General features: G+C 58.9%; 15 protein-coding genes. 6 read left to right on the top strand and 9 right to left on the bottom strand.

Going from position 1 to position 14686, the window contains the following annotated elements:
• Window positions 1-21 precede the first annotated feature (21 nt).
• A complete protein-coding gene (locus ACQKP1_RS22315; RefSeq protein WP_427277079.1) occupies window positions 22-240 on the bottom strand; it encodes a hypothetical protein in 219 nt (72 codons plus the stop codon).
• Window positions 241-500: 260 nt separating this feature from the next.
• On the bottom strand, window positions 501-971 hold the full coding sequence (locus tag ACQKP1_RS22310; RefSeq protein ID WP_427277078.1) for an MgtC/SapB family protein: 471 nt from the start codon (window positions 969-971) through the stop codon (window positions 501-503).
• A gap of 482 nt (window positions 972-1453) precedes the next feature.
• Between ACQKP1_RS22310 and ACQKP1_RS22305 the strand changes: the two genes are divergently transcribed.
• The 3 genes from ACQKP1_RS22305 to ACQKP1_RS22295 all read left to right on the top strand — a co-directional run bounded on the left by ACQKP1_RS22305 (window position 1454) and on the right by ACQKP1_RS22295 (window position 4639).
• Window positions 1454-3391, top strand: coding sequence for a methyl-accepting chemotaxis protein (locus tag ACQKP1_RS22305; RefSeq protein ID WP_427277077.1), 1938 nt, complete (start codon window positions 1454-1456; stop codon window positions 3389-3391).
• Between the two features lie 319 nt (window positions 3392-3710).
• Window positions 3711-3968: an FAD-dependent oxidoreductase gene (locus tag ACQKP1_RS22300; protein ID WP_427277076.1), complete on the top strand. Its 258-nt coding sequence runs from the start codon at window positions 3711-3713 to the stop codon at window positions 3966-3968.
• A complete protein-coding gene (locus ACQKP1_RS22295) occupies window positions 3917-4639 on the top strand; it encodes an NAD(P)/FAD-dependent oxidoreductase (protein WP_427277075.1) in 723 nt (240 codons plus the stop codon). The genes ACQKP1_RS22300 and ACQKP1_RS22295 overlap by 52 nt, the downstream gene beginning before the upstream one ends.
• 76 nt (window positions 4640-4715) lie before the next feature.
• Here ACQKP1_RS22295 and ACQKP1_RS22290 read toward each other — a convergent pair whose 3' ends face one another.
• Entirely contained in the window at window positions 4716-5690 is a 975-nt protein-coding gene (locus ACQKP1_RS22290) for a patatin-like phospholipase family protein (RefSeq protein WP_427277074.1), read from the bottom strand.
• 536 nt (window positions 5691-6226) lie between these two features.
• Between ACQKP1_RS22290 and ACQKP1_RS22285 the strand changes: the two genes are divergently transcribed.
• Window positions 6227-7573, top strand: a complete 1347-nt coding sequence (locus ACQKP1_RS22285; protein ID WP_427277146.1) for a cytochrome P450 — start codon at window positions 6227-6229, stop codon at window positions 7571-7573.
• Between the two features lie 325 nt (window positions 7574-7898).
• Here ACQKP1_RS22285 and ACQKP1_RS22280 read toward each other — a convergent pair whose 3' ends face one another.
• Window positions 7899-8843 (bottom strand): alpha/beta hydrolase family protein, encoded by a 945-nt coding sequence (locus tag ACQKP1_RS22280; protein ID WP_427277073.1) that lies wholly within the window; start codon window positions 8841-8843, stop codon window positions 7899-7901.
• Between the two features lie 90 nt (window positions 8844-8933).
• On the opposite strand from ACQKP1_RS22280, the gene ACQKP1_RS22275 reads away from it, so the two are divergent.
• On the top strand, window positions 8934-9827 hold the full coding sequence (locus ACQKP1_RS22275) for an AraC family transcriptional regulator (protein WP_427277072.1): 894 nt from the start codon (window positions 8934-8936) through the stop codon (window positions 9825-9827).
• Between the two features lie 209 nt (window positions 9828-10036).
• Here ACQKP1_RS22275 and ACQKP1_RS22270 read toward each other — a convergent pair whose 3' ends face one another.
• Entirely contained in the window at window positions 10037-10534 is a 498-nt protein-coding gene (locus ACQKP1_RS22270) for an RES family NAD+ phosphorylase (RefSeq protein WP_427277071.1), read from the bottom strand.
• Window positions 10535-10545: 11 nt separating this feature from the next.
• Window positions 10546-10896: an antitoxin Xre/MbcA/ParS toxin-binding domain-containing protein gene (locus ACQKP1_RS22265; RefSeq protein WP_427277145.1), complete on the bottom strand. Its 351-nt coding sequence runs from the start codon at window positions 10894-10896 to the stop codon at window positions 10546-10548.
• A gap of 190 nt (window positions 10897-11086) precedes the next feature.
• Here ACQKP1_RS22265 and ACQKP1_RS22260 point away from each other — a divergent pair, with 190 nt between their 5' ends.
• Window positions 11087-11389 (top strand): hypothetical protein, encoded by a 303-nt coding sequence (locus tag ACQKP1_RS22260; protein WP_427277070.1) that lies wholly within the window; start codon window positions 11087-11089, stop codon window positions 11387-11389.
• Window positions 11390-11703: 314 nt separating this feature from the next.
• On the opposite strand, the gene ACQKP1_RS22255 is transcribed toward ACQKP1_RS22260, so the two are convergent.
• From ACQKP1_RS22255 to ACQKP1_RS22245, 3 genes are read right to left on the bottom strand one after another with little or no spacing between them, the layout of a single operon-like run.
• Complete coding sequence (locus tag ACQKP1_RS22255; RefSeq protein WP_427277069.1) at window positions 11704-12789, bottom strand: ABC transporter ATP-binding protein; 1086 nt, start codon at window positions 12787-12789, stop codon at window positions 11704-11706.
• A gap of 14 nt (window positions 12790-12803) precedes the next feature.
• A complete protein-coding gene (locus tag ACQKP1_RS22250; RefSeq protein ID WP_147885219.1) occupies window positions 12804-13637 on the bottom strand; it encodes a carbohydrate ABC transporter permease in 834 nt (277 codons plus the stop codon).
• A 4-nt stretch (window positions 13638-13641) separates the two neighbouring features.
• Window positions 13642-14565, bottom strand: a complete 924-nt coding sequence (locus ACQKP1_RS22245) for a carbohydrate ABC transporter permease (protein WP_427277068.1) — start codon at window positions 14563-14565, stop codon at window positions 13642-13644.
• Window positions 14566-14686 lie beyond the last annotated feature (121 nt).

Here is a 14686-nt window from a genome sequence, read left to right as displayed (position 1 = left end):
AGAGGTCAGGTGATTGCTGACTTAAGGGAATTTGCGCCCTGTCATCATCGCAACGAGCTGATGTCTGTTGCGAATGCCGCTCTGATAAAGGTTGATAATGACCTTGGCATTTTGCTCGGCTTCCGGCGAGACATGCGCTTGGCCGCGAATGTCACAGACTTCCGTTAGAGCGCGCTGCAGCAGAGCGAGGTCTACAGGACCGAGCGGAGCATCCAGTTTCAGGGCAGTTTCATTTATCATGGATCAGCGTGATTCTGGCAGATGAGTTCTGCCTGTTTTATAAGCAAATCCGCATCTGTTGTCATTCCCCACGCGGCCGGTCGGGTTCAAGCTTCTGTGGATCTTGAACGCGTCGTCTAGCCCCGGTTTTCGGCACTGGCTGGCGCTGACGAGACAACCAGAGATGGGGTCTCAGTGAGTGGCGATTCAGCGCGCCGACATCGTCGGCGAAAGCGTTCGTCTGTGGGGTCGAGATCGCCTTTGCCTTGCCGCCCCACCTGTTAGTTTCCGGCTTCTTCCTTTGTGTGACGAAGCGCCTCTTCGACCTTGAAACTGGTCATGAAACGCAGCGTGGCGAATGTGACGATGGAAAGGACAATCGCCGTATCATAGGCGCCAAGCCCGACAGCCGTGCCGATCGCGCCCGTCGCCCAAAGACTTGCGGCCGTGGCAGTCCCCTTGGTGCCAGCTTTACCCACCAGGATTGCACCGCCGCCAATGAAGCCCACCCCGTTGATCAAACCCTCGACGATGCGTGCTGTCGCTTCCGCATTGCCCTGCGTGATCCCTTCCGTTGCCTGGATGAAGCCGCAGGCTGCGATCGCCACCAGCGGGAAAGTTCTCAAGCCTGCGCTGCGTTCGTGTCGTTCCCTGTCCCAGGCGATCGGCAAGGCCAATAGATAGGCGAAGGCCAATGCAGCCAAGTGGGTGAAAATGTCGAAGGTGCCAGCAAGCGATGTCAGCCAATTCATGAATGTCTCCGTGTTCAGGAGGCGAGACGCTAGGTGATGGTTCAATGTTCCATTGCCGAACCTGTATTTGCGACCAACGAAGGCCAGGCCGCCGGCTCTCTTGGGTTGTCGAGCCGTCGCTTGAAGATGAGGGCTCGACTGTTCTCGGCTGCGGCCTACTGGCAGCCAGACGAGTAATCACAAGCGCTCTGACCCGATGGGAGGATAACTATGCTCTGCGGAATTCTGCCCCAGACCTTACAGCACCAGGGCTCCCTGGCCGGTAATCGGTTCCGGTCAGCGCTGATCCTTGCTCAGAAATTCCTCCGAAATCTTGACGAAAGATAAGCGCTTACAAGTTTTCGTCTATATTTTTTAGTGGGGACTAATTTCCGCAATCCTAATCAATTCCATACAACTTTACGTAGCCGACTGAGCCAGCGCGAATTCCCCCCGAAAGCGTCTGACCCAAAACGGACCACATTGTTCAAAAAGGGATTACAATGACACGGCCTAGGATCAAAACAGCATTGGCCGGCATCCTCATTCTTTTGGGTGCCGCTTTCGCATTATTTGCCACTTTTGCAGTGAACCGGCTTGCCGCTCTGAACGGCGAGATGACGCTTGTCGCCACGAACACCTTGCCCTCTGTCGTGTCGGTGAAGGACATGGAGGTCCAGCTGGGGGAGATGCGGACCGCCTATCGCAGCCATATCCTTAGATCGGATAGCGACGGCAAGGCGGCTGCCGCGGCATCTATCGACAAGGCGGCGACCAAGCTTAAAGCCGATATGGCCAAGTTCAGCTCGCTCCAGCCTTCGAAGGAGGAATCCGAACTCGTCGCTGTCATCGGCAGCTCCGTTGACCAGTATATGAAGGTCGGAGAGCGCGTGCTTTCGCTTTCATCAGCCGGCGACCTCAATGGCGCAAATGCCGTCCTTCGCGAAGACATGGTCTCGATTGCCGATCAGGCCAGGGCAGCAGTCTCGCGTTTGGTGGAAATCAATGACATGGTCGCGGCTGATGCCTATGCCAATGCCAATGCCGCCTATGCGACGACGATTACGATCACGTTTATTGCTATCGGTGCAATCGCATTGCTAATCGCCGGTTCCATCTGGTTTGCTGTCAAAGGCATCGCACAACCGATCCAGCGAATTACCGGTTCGATGAACGGCCTTGCTGGCGGCGATGCAGACACCGCCGTTCCTTTTGCCGGTCGTGCTGACGAAATCGGTGAAATGGCGGCAGCCGTCGAAATCTTCCGCAAGAATGCGCTGGAGAACCGCAGACTTGAGCAGGAAACAGCAGCGCAGCGCAGCCAGAGCGAGGAGCAGCGCCGCCTGACGGCAGAGCAGGAGCGGATCCGCGCCGAGGCAATGGCGAAGGCAACGACCGGTCTTGCAGACGGTCTGAAGCAGCTGGCCGCCGGCAATCTGACATTCCAGTTGCAGCAATCCTTTGCTGAGGAATTCGAAAGCCTTCGGGCCGACTTCAATGCAGCCGTCAACCAATTGCGCCAGACTTTGACTGCCGTTTCCCAGTCGACAAGTTCAATCGATGGCGGCTCGCGCGAAGTCAGCCAGAGTGCTGAGGATCTCTCCAAGCGCACCGAGCAACAGGCGGCATCTCTGGAGGAAACGGCTGCTGCTCTCGACCAGATCACGACCAATGTCGCAAGTTCTTCCAAGCGGGCGGAGGAAGCGCGCACAATTGCTGCCCAGGCGAATGTCAGCGCCCGCCAGTCCGGATCGGTTGTCGCAAATGCGGTCGACGCCATGGGCCGGATCGAGCAATCATCCAGTCAGATCTCGAATATCATCGGTGTCATTGACGAGATCGCCTTCCAGACCAACCTGCTCGCGCTCAATGCCGGTGTCGAGGCAGCACGTGCAGGGGAAGCTGGCAAGGGCTTCGCGGTCGTCGCCCAGGAGGTTCGAGAGCTTGCTCAGCGTTCGGCCCAGGCCGCAAAGGAAATCAAGGAGCTGATCCGCAATTCGACCATCGAAGTCGACAAGGGGGTAAAGCTTGTCAGTGATACCGGTGAGGCGCTGAAGACGATCGAGAACTATGTGATCACGATCAACGAGCACATGGATGCGATCGCGACCTCGGCGCGCGAGCAGTCGGTCGGTCTGTCGGAGGTCAATACCGCCGTCAACCAGATGGACCAGGTGACGCAACAAAACGCTGCCATGGTCGAAGAAGCCAACGCTGCTGGCGCAACGCTTGCCAAGGAGGCAGCGCGTCTGCGTGAGCTTGTCAGCCAGTTCCAGCTGGGCGGCAGCGCTCTTCAGGGAACCGCACGAGCATCCGGATCACCGATGGCAGTCGCCCTCAGCCACCAGCCGGTCGCGTCCCCGGCACGTCGCATGGTCGGTGCGGTTTCCAGGGCCTTTGGATCGACCGCAGCGAAGACGGAGAGCTGGGAGGAGTTCTGACCTCAATCGTCGTTCATCCAAGACTGGCGAAAGGCGCTCCACGACAGTGCCTTTCGCCCTGAAAACTGCTTCATCGTCACGACGTGGGAAACACAAGCCTGCCTGGGGCCTTGCAGTTTCCCCACAGACAGCGAGCCGCCTCGTGGAAACTCGCCCGTCGCCTGCTGGCGCCGCCTTGGCAATGCGGCCAGCACGGCTCGCTTAAATGTTCTCCAAGCCGTTTCGACTTGAGTGCTTCGGACAGTGGACCAGGGCCTCGGGGTCTGGAATCTGCCGACGAGACTTCTCGCGTCAGGGCGAGATTGAAATGTGAGGGAATGTGGACAACGACGACAAGCGAGAAACGATAGATTGTGCGGTGATCGGTGGTGGACCGGCTGGATTGACCGCGGCGCTTCATCTGGCGAGATACCAATTAAAGGTCACCGTGTTTGACGACGAATCAAGCCGTGCGGCAGCCATACCCATGTCGCACAACGTGCCAGGCTTCCCGAAGGGATACCGGGTGTCGATCTGCTGTTGCGCATGCGCAACCATGCCTTGCGCTATGGTGCCAGGTTTGCCAAGGTCTCGGTGACCGGTCTCTCAACGAGAGGCGAAAGATTTCTTGTCTCGGCCCAAGGGCGGCAGTGTGAAGCCCGCGCGGTGCTGATGGCGACTGGAGTGACGGATAGAAGACCTCGAATGCCGCCTGAGCTGCATGACGCTGCGGTTGGGAAAGGACTGCTGCGTTACTGTCCGATTTGTGACGGTTATGAGGTCGCTGACCGGAAAATCGCGGTGATTGGAGCCGGATCTCATGCCTACTCCGAAACCTTGTTTCTGCGCAGTTTTACCCAGGATCTCTCTTTGGTATCGCAGGACGGCGACTTTGACTTGTCAAAAGGCGAGATTGCGAGCCTTGAGCAGCTTGGCGTACAGCTGATCGCTGGACCTATGATCGACATCGCTCCAGTTGCCGATTCCATACGAATGACAGGGCCGGCGGGTGTATTCGAGTTCGACGCCGCTTACCCGGCTCTTGGATGCGACCACCGTTCCGGTCTTGCGAAGCACGTAGGTGCCAAGCTCTCCTCGGGTGGCTCCATCAAGGTGGATGATCATCAACGGTCCACCGTTCCCGGGTTATACGCAGCCGGTGACACAGTCGCCGGATTGAACCAGATCAGCAGTGCTGTCGGGCAGGCCGCGATCGCAGCAACGGCCATACGCAATGATCTCAGCCAACAGGTTCTGTTGCGCCGTTGACGGCCTTTTTGCCTGTACTACGAGACATTGTGTGAAGGTCGAAGCGAACTGCTCGATGAGGGCCAGGGGTGGAAAATCACGCCGTCACCGGCTCCTCAATCTCGATGGAAGCCTCTCTCAGGGCATTTAATGCTGTTCTTTTGCCTTCTGCCCAGCGCTGCTTCAAGCTGTCGCTCCTGAAGTCGATCATCTTCAGGCCGCTCTCCATGTTGGCCTCATCTTGAAACGTATAATGCTGGATCGAGCTGTGCGCGGACCCGCTGTCGCGTGGCGAGGCCTCCAGTCTCTGCCTGATCCTCGCCATGGCATGCCTGCTTTGCGCTGAGAAAAGGATATCTTGCGCCCTGATCAGTGCGGCGTCCACATTGTGTGGGACGGGGCCCTCCGGGATGGCAGCATCGAACGCGAGGCAGGTGACCGCATGGGTCGGGAGGTCCGCGAAAAGGGGCTCGATGGGAAGATTGCACACGACACCGGGGTCAACATAGTGTTTGCCGTTGACCATTACTGGCGGAAAGAAGACCGGGAAGGCGCTACTCGCCATCAGATGATCAACCGTGAGCTCGTCGCGTAGCGTGTCGAATGATCGCACTTCGCCAGTCTCCACGTCGACCGCCGTTAAAACCAACCGGATTGCGCCGGAGTTGAGGCGGTTGAAATCGATGAGCTTCAGAAGTTCTCGTCGCATGGGAGATGGATCGAACAAACTGGTGCGCTGGGGCATGCCGAACATGCTCCAATCGATTCGAGGATGGAACAGGCCGGGGCGGCCGATCATCAAAGTCTGGAAGCCGCCCGCAATTCTGCGTCCCCTGGCGTCCGGAAGGAGAGAGGATTGCTCTGCGAGTGACCAGAACTGCTTGAGCTTGTCTGCTCGCTCGCCCGCTACATTGCCGGCGATCAAGGCTGCGGTGATCGCGCCGATTGATGCACCAGCAATGGCACTGGGCTCGATGCCGTTCTCAGCAAGTGCCTCAAAGGCGCCTGCGTGGTAGGCGCCAATGGCATTGCCGCCGGAAAAACAGAGCCAGACATCATCGTTGAAACGCATCGCTAGCTCGCTTGATTGCCGCATAAGAGGATACCCGTTGAACAGTTCTGAGCCGCGCTGGTTCCAATCTGTTTTTGAATGTTGTTGCCCTGCGCGGGGTTCACCGAAGGAGTGTTCGCGTAGCAGACAGTCGACTGGTGAGGCCGAACTCCCTTGGCGTTTCATCAGTTTTGGCGGAGCGGGCTTGATTTCACATTCTCGCCGGGAGCTTCTCAAAGCGAGCTTGGCTGAAGATTTTCTCTATCGTCGGAAAGAGGCAGGCTCGTCGGGCTTTGCGAGGAACCACAATCCAGAGCATTCGTTCGTCACAGTGAGCGTAATGGCGCTGTCACGCTTGGACCACGGACGAGTGTGTCGGACCAACCAGACTGGCAGGAAGACCGCATGAACCACCTGACGACCCCGGCCTGTGCAATCCCTCGTGTCTATCGCTTCACCCCTTGCTGGCCCTGCAACTTCGACCGAGGTCGCCTGACGGCACGGACGTAAATCTCTGGAGTAAGAATTTGGATGAAGTCGTTGCTGATCCAAGCCCGATGGGGCCGATCATTCGGACCCCGACTGCACGGGCTCTGATTTCTCTCGTCAGAAACCCGCTCGATGCCATGCCGCCGTCGATCTTCACCGAACCGCTCGTGTTTTCAAGGACCGCTGGGAGGGTTTCTGTGTGGATTGCCGATCCAGTCCTGGTGCATGCGGCACTGGTCAAGAATGCGGACGCGCTTTGGAAGGGCGATCAGGTGCGCCGCGCTCTTGGCCCGGCCCTTGGACAAGGGCTTTTGACGGCCGACGGCGCACATTGGAAGTGGCAGCGGCAATCGGTAGCCAGCGCCTTTCGTCCGGCCTCGCTCGATACACTTCAGCCTGCAATGATTGGCGCAGCCGAAGATGCTCGCAACCGGCTGCTCAACCTCGTTGAAGGAACTGCCGACATTGGTCACGAGATGATGCGTACCACCTTCGATATCATCGTGGAAACCATGATGTCGGGCGGCCACGGTATCGACGTTGGTCGCGTCGAGCGCAGCATCACCGATTATCTGGAGCCCAGCGGCTGGACGTTTGCGCTGGGCGTCATGGGAGCACCGCACTGGATGCCCTATCCTGGCCGAGGCAAGGCCATGGCTGCTGTGAAATTCTTGCGCTCCAGCCTTGCCCGGGTCATCGACGAGAGACGTCGAAGTGGGGAGACGCGCCATGACCTCGTGTCCATGCTTCTATCAGCAAAGGATCCAGAAACTGGACGGACGATGAGCGATGATGAGATGGTCGACAACCTGATGACCTTCATCACCGCTGGACATGAAACCACGGCACTCGGTCTGGCCTGGACTTTCGACCTCCTGTCGCATCATCGAAGCATCGAGCAGAGGGTCTTGAACGAGATTGACCAGGTGACTGGCGGACAAGCGATCACCGCAGAGCATATTCCGCTATTGGCCTATACCAGGCAGGTCTTCTCCGAAGCCATGCGTCTTTACCCACCGGCACCCATCATCACGCGCACAGCGTTGAAGGACTTCAGGCTGGGCGCCTTCCTGATCCCGGCCGGCACCGTCCTCCTCGTGCCGATATACGCCGTCCATCGGCATGCTTTGATCTGGCAGAATGCCGAGCTGTTTGATCCGGACCGGTTCGCGCCAGAAGCAACCAAGGAGAGGCACCGCTTCGCCTATATGCCATTCGGGGCCGGTCCCCGGGTCTGCATCGGCAGTGGCTTTGCCTTGATGGAGGCGGTCGCCGTGCTTGCCGTTATCCTTCAGAAAGTCAGGCTCACCAGTGTCGCACGACGGCCACCCGAGCCGCTGATGAAGGTAACGCTTCGGCCGAGGACGAAGCTGGCGATGACGGTACGGAGGCGGTCACTGTTGGCAGAGCGATGACCAGACTGGTTACTGTGGTGAAGCGCAATCGGGGCGATCGCTCTTTTAGCTTGGCCGAATTGCGGCCAGAGGAAGGGGAAAAGAGCTGTCGGGGGCTCGCCGCCGCCTCCGCTCGTGGTGAGGTGATAGCCACAATCTGACCGTCGGCGATACGGGTTTACAAGCGAATGCGCGCCGATGATGTACAGCTACTAATGGTGAGCGATGGGCCCATGTGCCGATTGATGTCGCGATGAGCGAGCGAAGCGGAAGCATCTGGAGCCCCCCTTCGATGACCGTCAGTCCCTGCCGGACGCCTATACACCGGCAGGCTCTGACGATTTGGCTACTTCTCAACCAGGTTTCCAAGACTGCTGGCCGGACCTGTAATGGCCGCACGTGCCGATGACCAGATACTGGCGTCATGACCGAGTGCCGTGCTCAACCATGCCAGTGTCATGCGCTTCGTGGCTTCCAGCGCATCCGGTGCTTCGACCTCGGTCTCCTTGGCGTCGAGACCGGCAATGCCCCCAAGTCCGTGTCCCACGCCGTAAAGCGTCAGCAGCGCATGCGCACCTGTTGCATCGTGATAGGCATCGGCATGCCATTCCGGGCCACGAGCAGTAAACCGGGGATTGTCGTCCGCCCCGCAAACGACCAGGGTCGGCGTCTTCAGGGGGGAGAAGTCGACGTCAAAGAACGGAAAGCGTTCAGCGTTTTCTTGCGTCAGGTCTTTTCCACCTCTTCCGGGCGTGGTGAGAAGTATGCCGGCCTTGATGCGCGGATCGCCAAACTGCTCTCCATGAAGTTGCGCGCCAAGAAGCAGGCTCACGGTATGGCCGCCGAGTGAATGTCCCACTGCCGCGATGCGGTCACGGTCGAGACGACCGGCGACTGCCGGGGCACGCTCTTCGATGTCGGACAGGCGGTCGATGATGGTGCTGATCTCCGACACACGCTGGCGCCAGAAGAACGGTGCTCCTTCGGCGTCTGAAGGGAGCCCGCCGACGCGGGAACTGGCGTGCGTTGGCTGAATGACAGCAAAGCCGCGTTCTGCCCAGAACTGCGCCATGTGGGCGTAGCCGTCCTTCGAGGCGACGTAGAAGGAGGGCCCATAGCCATGCGACAGAATGACGATGGGGAGACGATTGCCGGCTGCTGGTGCAGTCAGGCGCAGTTCCAGCGGCTGCCGCCCAACCATGCCGAGACGGATTGGCGAGTAAGCTATCGTGAGTGCCGCATCCGGCGTCGGGATCGTGCGTGAAATGGTGATCAGGCGGTTCGTTGTCATCTTTTAGGGCTCCTTGTGCACCCAAGATGGACGAAGCGACCCGGATTTCCTATAACTGCATGTCCGAACCTATTTAGCGAAAGTCCAGAAATGTCCGACCCGCTCGCTGAAATCGTCTCGCTGCTCAAGCCGGTGCCCGCGATCGCCAAGCTGGTCACGGCGGGCGGAACGTGGTGGGTCGAGCGCCGGGAGCTTGGCAGTCCGTTCTACTGTGCAATTGTCGAAGGACAGTGCCTGCTCACAATCGCTGGCAGATCGCCGATAAGGCTCGAGGCCGGGGATTTCATGCTCGTTCCGCAAATCCATGCATTCACCATGAGCAGCGTTCGGCCGCCTCCGCCGGGTACGTCACCGCGCCGACTGGAGACCGGCCCCGGCGTGTTCCGCCTCGGCAACCCAGACGCGCCATCCGAGGTTACGGCCATGGTGGGTCATTGTTCATTCCTGGCGAACGACCAGCAGCTGCTAGGCTCGCTTTTGCCGGACATCGTCCATGCCCGCGGCAAGGCTCGGCTCATGGATCTCGTGAGAATGATCCATGCCGAGATGGTCAGCGGACTTGCGGCGCGCGACATGATATTGAGCCGATTACTGGAAGTTCTCTTCATCGATGCGTTGCGGTGTGCGGGAGGGGCTGCGGCCTCTCCCGGCTTGTTGCGTGGCCTATCCGATATCCGCCTGGCCCCGGCGCTCCGACGCATTCACCAGGATCCGAGCGCAGCGCTGTCCATCGAGGCACTGGCAGAGACCTCGTCCATGTCCCGGTCGGCATTCTTCGAACGTTTCCGAAGGGAGGTGGGCGTTGCGCCAATGGGATATGTGACGGGCTGGCGCATGGCGCTTGCCAAGGACCTCTTGGTACGGCGGGAAATGCCGCTCATCGAGATCGCGACACGGATCGGTTACGGCTCGGCCAGCGCCTTCCACGTGGCGTTCACGCGGCATGTTGGCGTCACGCCAGGCGTGTTCGCAGGAAGAGCCTGACTCGGCCGATCTTTCTCGCAGCTCCGTTTATTGCTGCGTCTGATCGAAAAGGTAAGGGAAGCGTTCCGCTCTGTAGCGTCCGCTCGTGGCACTTGAACTCCCCTGAAAACCTCCTTGTCGCTCAGCCATGGAATGTCGATCCCGATCAGTCGCGGCAGACACTGTGGGGCAGAACATCCGTCACTGGGAAACACGCATTGGCGGACCAGCTATCGGGAGAGCCGGTTCTCGTCATCGATGACTGTGAGAGTTGAGGGCGCGTCGTCGCCCCACCGCCAAAGGACGAGGTTAAGATCGTCGTCTGATGCGCCGCGTGCAAAACTTCTTACAATCAGTCCCTGGTGGCCATCTGCGATCAAACGCCTTGCAAATGCCTGCGTTTTCGCCTCGCCATTCGATTTCATCTGGTCACGCCAGGTGGGGTCCGCCAGGGCCGTGCTATCCAGTCCGTAGGCCGCGAGGGTGGCATCATCCCGGCTGTCAAAAACGCGCTCGATGTCCGCCCTGTAGGCGACTAAGGTCGTCGGTTGCAGGCTCCCGACCTGATTGGCCTCTCGGATCGCTGTCACGATCGAAAGCGACGTGTAGAGCGCGGGGATCCCCTGATTGTTGAACCGCCCCCCATAAAGCGCCGCCCCGCGCCCCGATCGCGGTTCGCGGGCGTAAAGGGGGTTGAGTGCTCTGTATACTTCTCCCTTGAAGAACATCGAGGCGCCGATCAGGCGTGAATGCCGGCGTCGACTGCGTCGATGTAATCGAGCACCTCGTTTGCGCGTCCATCTCGGACAAGCTGCATCGCTGTCAGGCCTGAAAACCCCGGCAAAGGCTCTGACCGGTACCAAGCATAAGCTATCAATGCGGAACCGAAACGGGGCTCAACCTTGTTGATGATTTCCGTCACTTCGCGCAAACGGCGCTGGGTCTTGTCTGAACGGATCCGGTCCTTGCGCTGGACCGCATCCTTGCCAAGCCCTGCGGTTCGAGCGATGTCCTCACTGGTCGTCAGCAAGATCTCGGCGATCTTGCGTGGGGAAAACAGTCCCTGGTCGGCATATCGGGCAAGACTCATGACACGTCCACTTTCTGTGTGCCGGTAATTATGACGTAATATAGCGTCTAAATTGTCGTCATTCAACAGGGTTAAGCGTGTGGCGTCTGCAGCTGCTTCACCGATGTCAGCGTTGACAAACCACCCCCCAAATCTCACAGGGTGAAAAAGTTGCGGAAGCTGCCCATATTGACGTCGCATGGAGAATGCGATGCGCAAAGACCAGATTGCTTCATTCATTGATGAGATCCTGCAGACGGGCGCTACGCTCTATGCTGTGGGAAATGACAACTATTTCTTCGGTGATCTGGATGTCCCGGATGACCGAGCCAAAGAGATCAACGCGCGTGTCAACAGCATCTGTGAGCGGTATGGCCCCAGGGACCATCTGCGCCCCACAATTGCCCTTCACCTGAGAAGACTTGACCTATGGATCGATGTCGACGCTGCTGATGCGCTGGATCGGTCGAACAGGGTTGCCCGGCACCGCTTTCCGCAAGCGGGTAAACACTGATGGCTTGTGACAAAACCATGCATATGGCCGCGTCAGCGGAGATGGTTGAAGCTTTTCTGACAAAATCAGAGCCGCTGGCCTGAGTCAGTGAACCTGATAGCTGGCCCGTCATGGATTGCGCTTGATCAACGCTTCGCTCAGCCATCCAAGGTTTCTGCCGCGAACAAGCCGTCCAAGATCCTGCCAACTGGTACGCATCAGCCGCAATCCCGTTCTGGTGGAGCGGGCATGCCAGGGGCCAAGTCTGACCCTTGCTGCCTGCCGCCTCTTTCCTTGTTTGAATCGCGGTCGGACGACGGCAGTACGTTGCTCGATCAATGACCGGAAGAACGCTCGGAGATACGTTTGCCTTCCTGGTCGAAGAGATGCAGTTGTTCGATTGGGAAATCGACCCTCACACTGTCTGTTGCGCCCAAGACGCTGCGGTCGAGCGTGAAGACCTTGAATGGCAGCCCGTGCACCGACAGATGCATGATGATGCCAAAGCCGGTCGGCTCGATCAGCTCCACAGTCGCTTCAATGGCGCCATCAGGCGCAATGACCACATGTTCTGGTCGTATCCCGAGTGTGACCTTTTGATCTCCCGCGAAGGACGACCGTTGCTCGACGCTGACCTCCGTTCCGTCCGCAAAACGGATCGCGGCATGGCCGTCCTTGGTGACATAGTGGCCTTCGAGAAAGTTCATGCCGGGTGATCCGATGAAGCCGGCAACGAAGAGATTGGCCGGGCGATCATAGAGGTCGAGCGGAGCACCCACCTGCTGCACCACGCCGCCATGCATGGCAACGATACGATCGGCAAGGGTCATGGCTTCGATCTGGTCATGGGTGACATAGATCGATGTGGCTCCAAGCTCCTTGTGCAGTTTCTTGATTTCAGCTCGCATCTGTTCGCGCAGCCGCGCATCGAGGTTTGAAAGCGGCTCATCGAAGAGAAATGCCTTCGGCTGGCGAACGATCGCGCGACCCATAGCTACACGCTGACGCTGACCGCCGGACAGGGCCTTTGGTCGTCGTTCAAGCAAGGTGTTGAGGCCAAGCTTGGAAGCCGCATTGCCAACGATCTCGGTGATCCGCTCCCTGGCTGTCTTTCGCAGCCGCAGGCTGTAGCTCATATTGTCGGCGACCGACATGTGCGGGTAAAGCGCATAAGACTGAAAGACCATGGCAATGTCACGATCCTTGGGTGGCAGATCATTGACCCGGCGGCCCTCGATCGCGACCTCGCCGGAGGTGATCTGCTCCAAGCCTGCAATCATCCGCAAAAGCGTGGACTTGCCGCAGCCCGAGGGGCCGACAAGCACGATGAATTCGCCGTCTTGAATGGTGAGATCAACCCCGTGCAAGACAGGGAAATGGCCGTAGCTCTTGGTCACTGCGCGGACATCGATGGAAGCCATGGTTTTTTGTCCTTTCAGCCTTTGACCGCGCCGGCCGTCAGGCCTTGCACGAGATAGCGCTGGATGAGGAGGAAGAAGAGGCAGGCGGGGATGAGGGCAAGCACGCCGGCTGCCATCATCTGCCCGAAATTGACCGAGAACTTCGACACGAAGGACAAGAGCCCGACGGGGAAGGTCGCCGCGTCATTGCCCGAGATCAGCATCAGCGCAAACAGAAGCTCCGACCAGGCAGCGGTAAAGACGAAGCCGAGTGTGGCCGCGATCCCTGGAAGCGTCAGCGGCAGTATGATCTGGCGAAAGGCGACAAACTGGGTTGCACCATCGATCATCGCCGCCTCTTCCAGATCCTTTGGAATGCCGTCGAAGAAGGACTGCATCAGGAAGGTGGCAAAGGGCACGTTGAAGGCCGAATAGACAATGACAAGGCCGGTCAGGCTGTTGGTCAGTCCAAGCGGAGACAGCATCTTGAAGATCGGGGCGACCAGCATGACCAGCGGGAACATCTGGGTCAGAAGCATCAGGCCGACGATCCAGTATTTCGCGCGGAAACTGAAGCGTGACAGTGCGTAACCCGACAATGAGGCAATGATCGTGACGACGAGGGCGGTCGAGCCCGCAACGATCAGGCTGTTCTTGAAAAAGGTCGGAAAGGCACTGTGGGCAATCACGAAGCGGAAATGCTCAAACGTCGTGGCTGAAGGCCACATCCTCACACCCTCGCTATAGAGAAGGTTGTTCGGCGTGACCGCCACCTTCAAGAGCCAGTAGAGCGGGAAGAGGGCAACGACGATATAGGCGAGGATGGCAAGCCGATGGGCGACAGTCAGAGCGATGCGGGACGACCTCATGGGCTCAGTCCTTGTTCAAAAGCGTCTGCCGGAGCAGCACGATCAGCATGGAATAGGCCATCAGCAGCACCAGGAGCACGAGAGCGATTGCCGATGCATAGCCGAAGTCGAGACGCCTGAAGGCCTGGGTGAAGATGTAGGAGGCAACGATCTGCGTCCGGTCGGCAGGCCCCCCATTGGTCATGACGATGATCAGATCGGCAAAGTTCGAGACCCAGACGGTGCGCAGCAGGATCGTGATGGCCATGGTCGGAGCGAGAAAGGGCAGGGTAATCGACCAGAAGCGCTGGAACGGCCCGGCGCCATCGATCGCGGCTGCCTCGTAGAGATCGCGCGGAATAGCCTGAAGGGCTGCAAGCAGTGTGATGGCAAAGAAGGGAATGCCCCACCAGACATTGGCGATGATCGGCCCCCACATGGCAAGCGACGGATCCGACAGGATGTTGTTGGGCGCGCTCAAGATGCCCATGGAAAAGAGCCAGTGGGGAAGCGGGCCGATGACCGGGTTGAAGAGCCAGGCCCAGTTGAGGCCGGCAAGGAAGCTTGGCACCGCCCATGGCAGGAAGACCAGCGCCTGGGCAAGGCCGCGACCATAGAAGGGCTTGTCGAGCAAGAGTGCGAGGATCAGCCCGAAGGTAAACTGCAGGACGACAGAGGCACCCGTCCACCAGAGCGTGTTCTTGAGTGCCCGGTAGAAGTCGGCGTCCTGGCCGAGCGTCTGAAAATGGTCAAGACCGATGAAGCCGCCGGAAAACGGATTGAGAAGCTGGATATCGCGAAACGCATAGGAAATGCCGAGCGTCAGCGGCACGAGCATCACCGCAACGATCAGGATCAATGCCGGCGCGCTGTAGAGATAGGGTTCAGACGCATCGGCCATGCGCTTGAGTAGCGTGCGCCGATCGCCCCGCTCAAGGGTCGCTGTCATTGTTCAGGCCTTCATCTGCTTGGACGTGTCGATAACAGGGCAAGTGTCAGTGCAAGTGTCCGTGTCTGGATCTGTCTCAGTGACTGTTTCAGGAACCGGGCAAAGCAGGTCTCGCTCTGCC

Source organism: Allorhizobium sp. NPDC080224 (genome assembly GCF_050281005.1).
Taxonomy (GTDB): Bacteria; Pseudomonadota; Alphaproteobacteria; order Rhizobiales; family Rhizobiaceae; genus Allorhizobium.
This window is presented reverse-complemented; position numbering and strand designations above follow the sequence as displayed.

Coding starts and splice junctions, on each gene's coding strand:
- ACQKP1_RS22265 (WP_427277145.1), bottom strand. CDS start 10,896: ATGAGTCTTGCCCGATATGCCGACCAGGGACTGTTTTCCCCACGCAAG.
- ACQKP1_RS22310 (WP_427277078.1), bottom strand. CDS start 971: ATGAATTGGCTGACATCGCTTGCTGGCACCTTCGACATTTTCACCCAC.
- ACQKP1_RS22260 (WP_427277070.1), top strand. CDS start 11,087: ATGCGCAAAGACCAGATTGCTTCATTCATTGATGAGATCCTGCAGACG.
- ACQKP1_RS22295 (WP_427277075.1), top strand. CDS start 3,917: ATGCGCAACCATGCCTTGCGCTATGGTGCCAGGTTTGCCAAGGTCTCG.
- ACQKP1_RS22250 (WP_147885219.1), bottom strand. CDS start 13,637: ATGAGGTCGTCCCGCATCGCTCTGACTGTCGCCCATCGGCTTGCCATC.
- ACQKP1_RS22290 (WP_427277074.1), bottom strand. CDS start 5,690: ATGCGTTTCAACGATGATGTCTGGCTCTGTTTTTCCGGCGGCAATGCC.
- ACQKP1_RS22280 (WP_427277073.1), bottom strand. CDS start 8,843: ATGACAACGAACCGCCTGATCACCATTTCACGCACGATCCCGACGCCG.
- ACQKP1_RS22245 (WP_427277068.1), bottom strand. CDS start 14,565: ATGACAGCGACCCTTGAGCGGGGCGATCGGCGCACGCTACTCAAGCGC.
- ACQKP1_RS22275 (WP_427277072.1), top strand. CDS start 8,934: ATGTCCGACCCGCTCGCTGAAATCGTCTCGCTGCTCAAGCCGGTGCCC.
- ACQKP1_RS22315 (WP_427277079.1), bottom strand. CDS start 240: ATGATAAATGAAACTGCCCTGAAACTGGATGCTCCGCTCGGTCCTGTA.
- ACQKP1_RS22285 (WP_427277146.1), top strand. CDS start 6,227: ATGGGGCCGATCATTCGGACCCCGACTGCACGGGCTCTGATTTCTCTC.
- ACQKP1_RS22270 (WP_427277071.1), bottom strand. CDS start 10,534: ATGTTCTTCAAGGGAGAAGTATACAGAGCACTCAACCCCCTTTACGCC.
- ACQKP1_RS22255 (WP_427277069.1), bottom strand. CDS start 12,789: ATGGCTTCCATCGATGTCCGCGCAGTGACCAAGAGCTACGGCCATTTC.
- ACQKP1_RS22305 (WP_427277077.1), top strand. CDS start 1,454: ATGACACGGCCTAGGATCAAAACAGCATTGGCCGGCATCCTCATTCTT.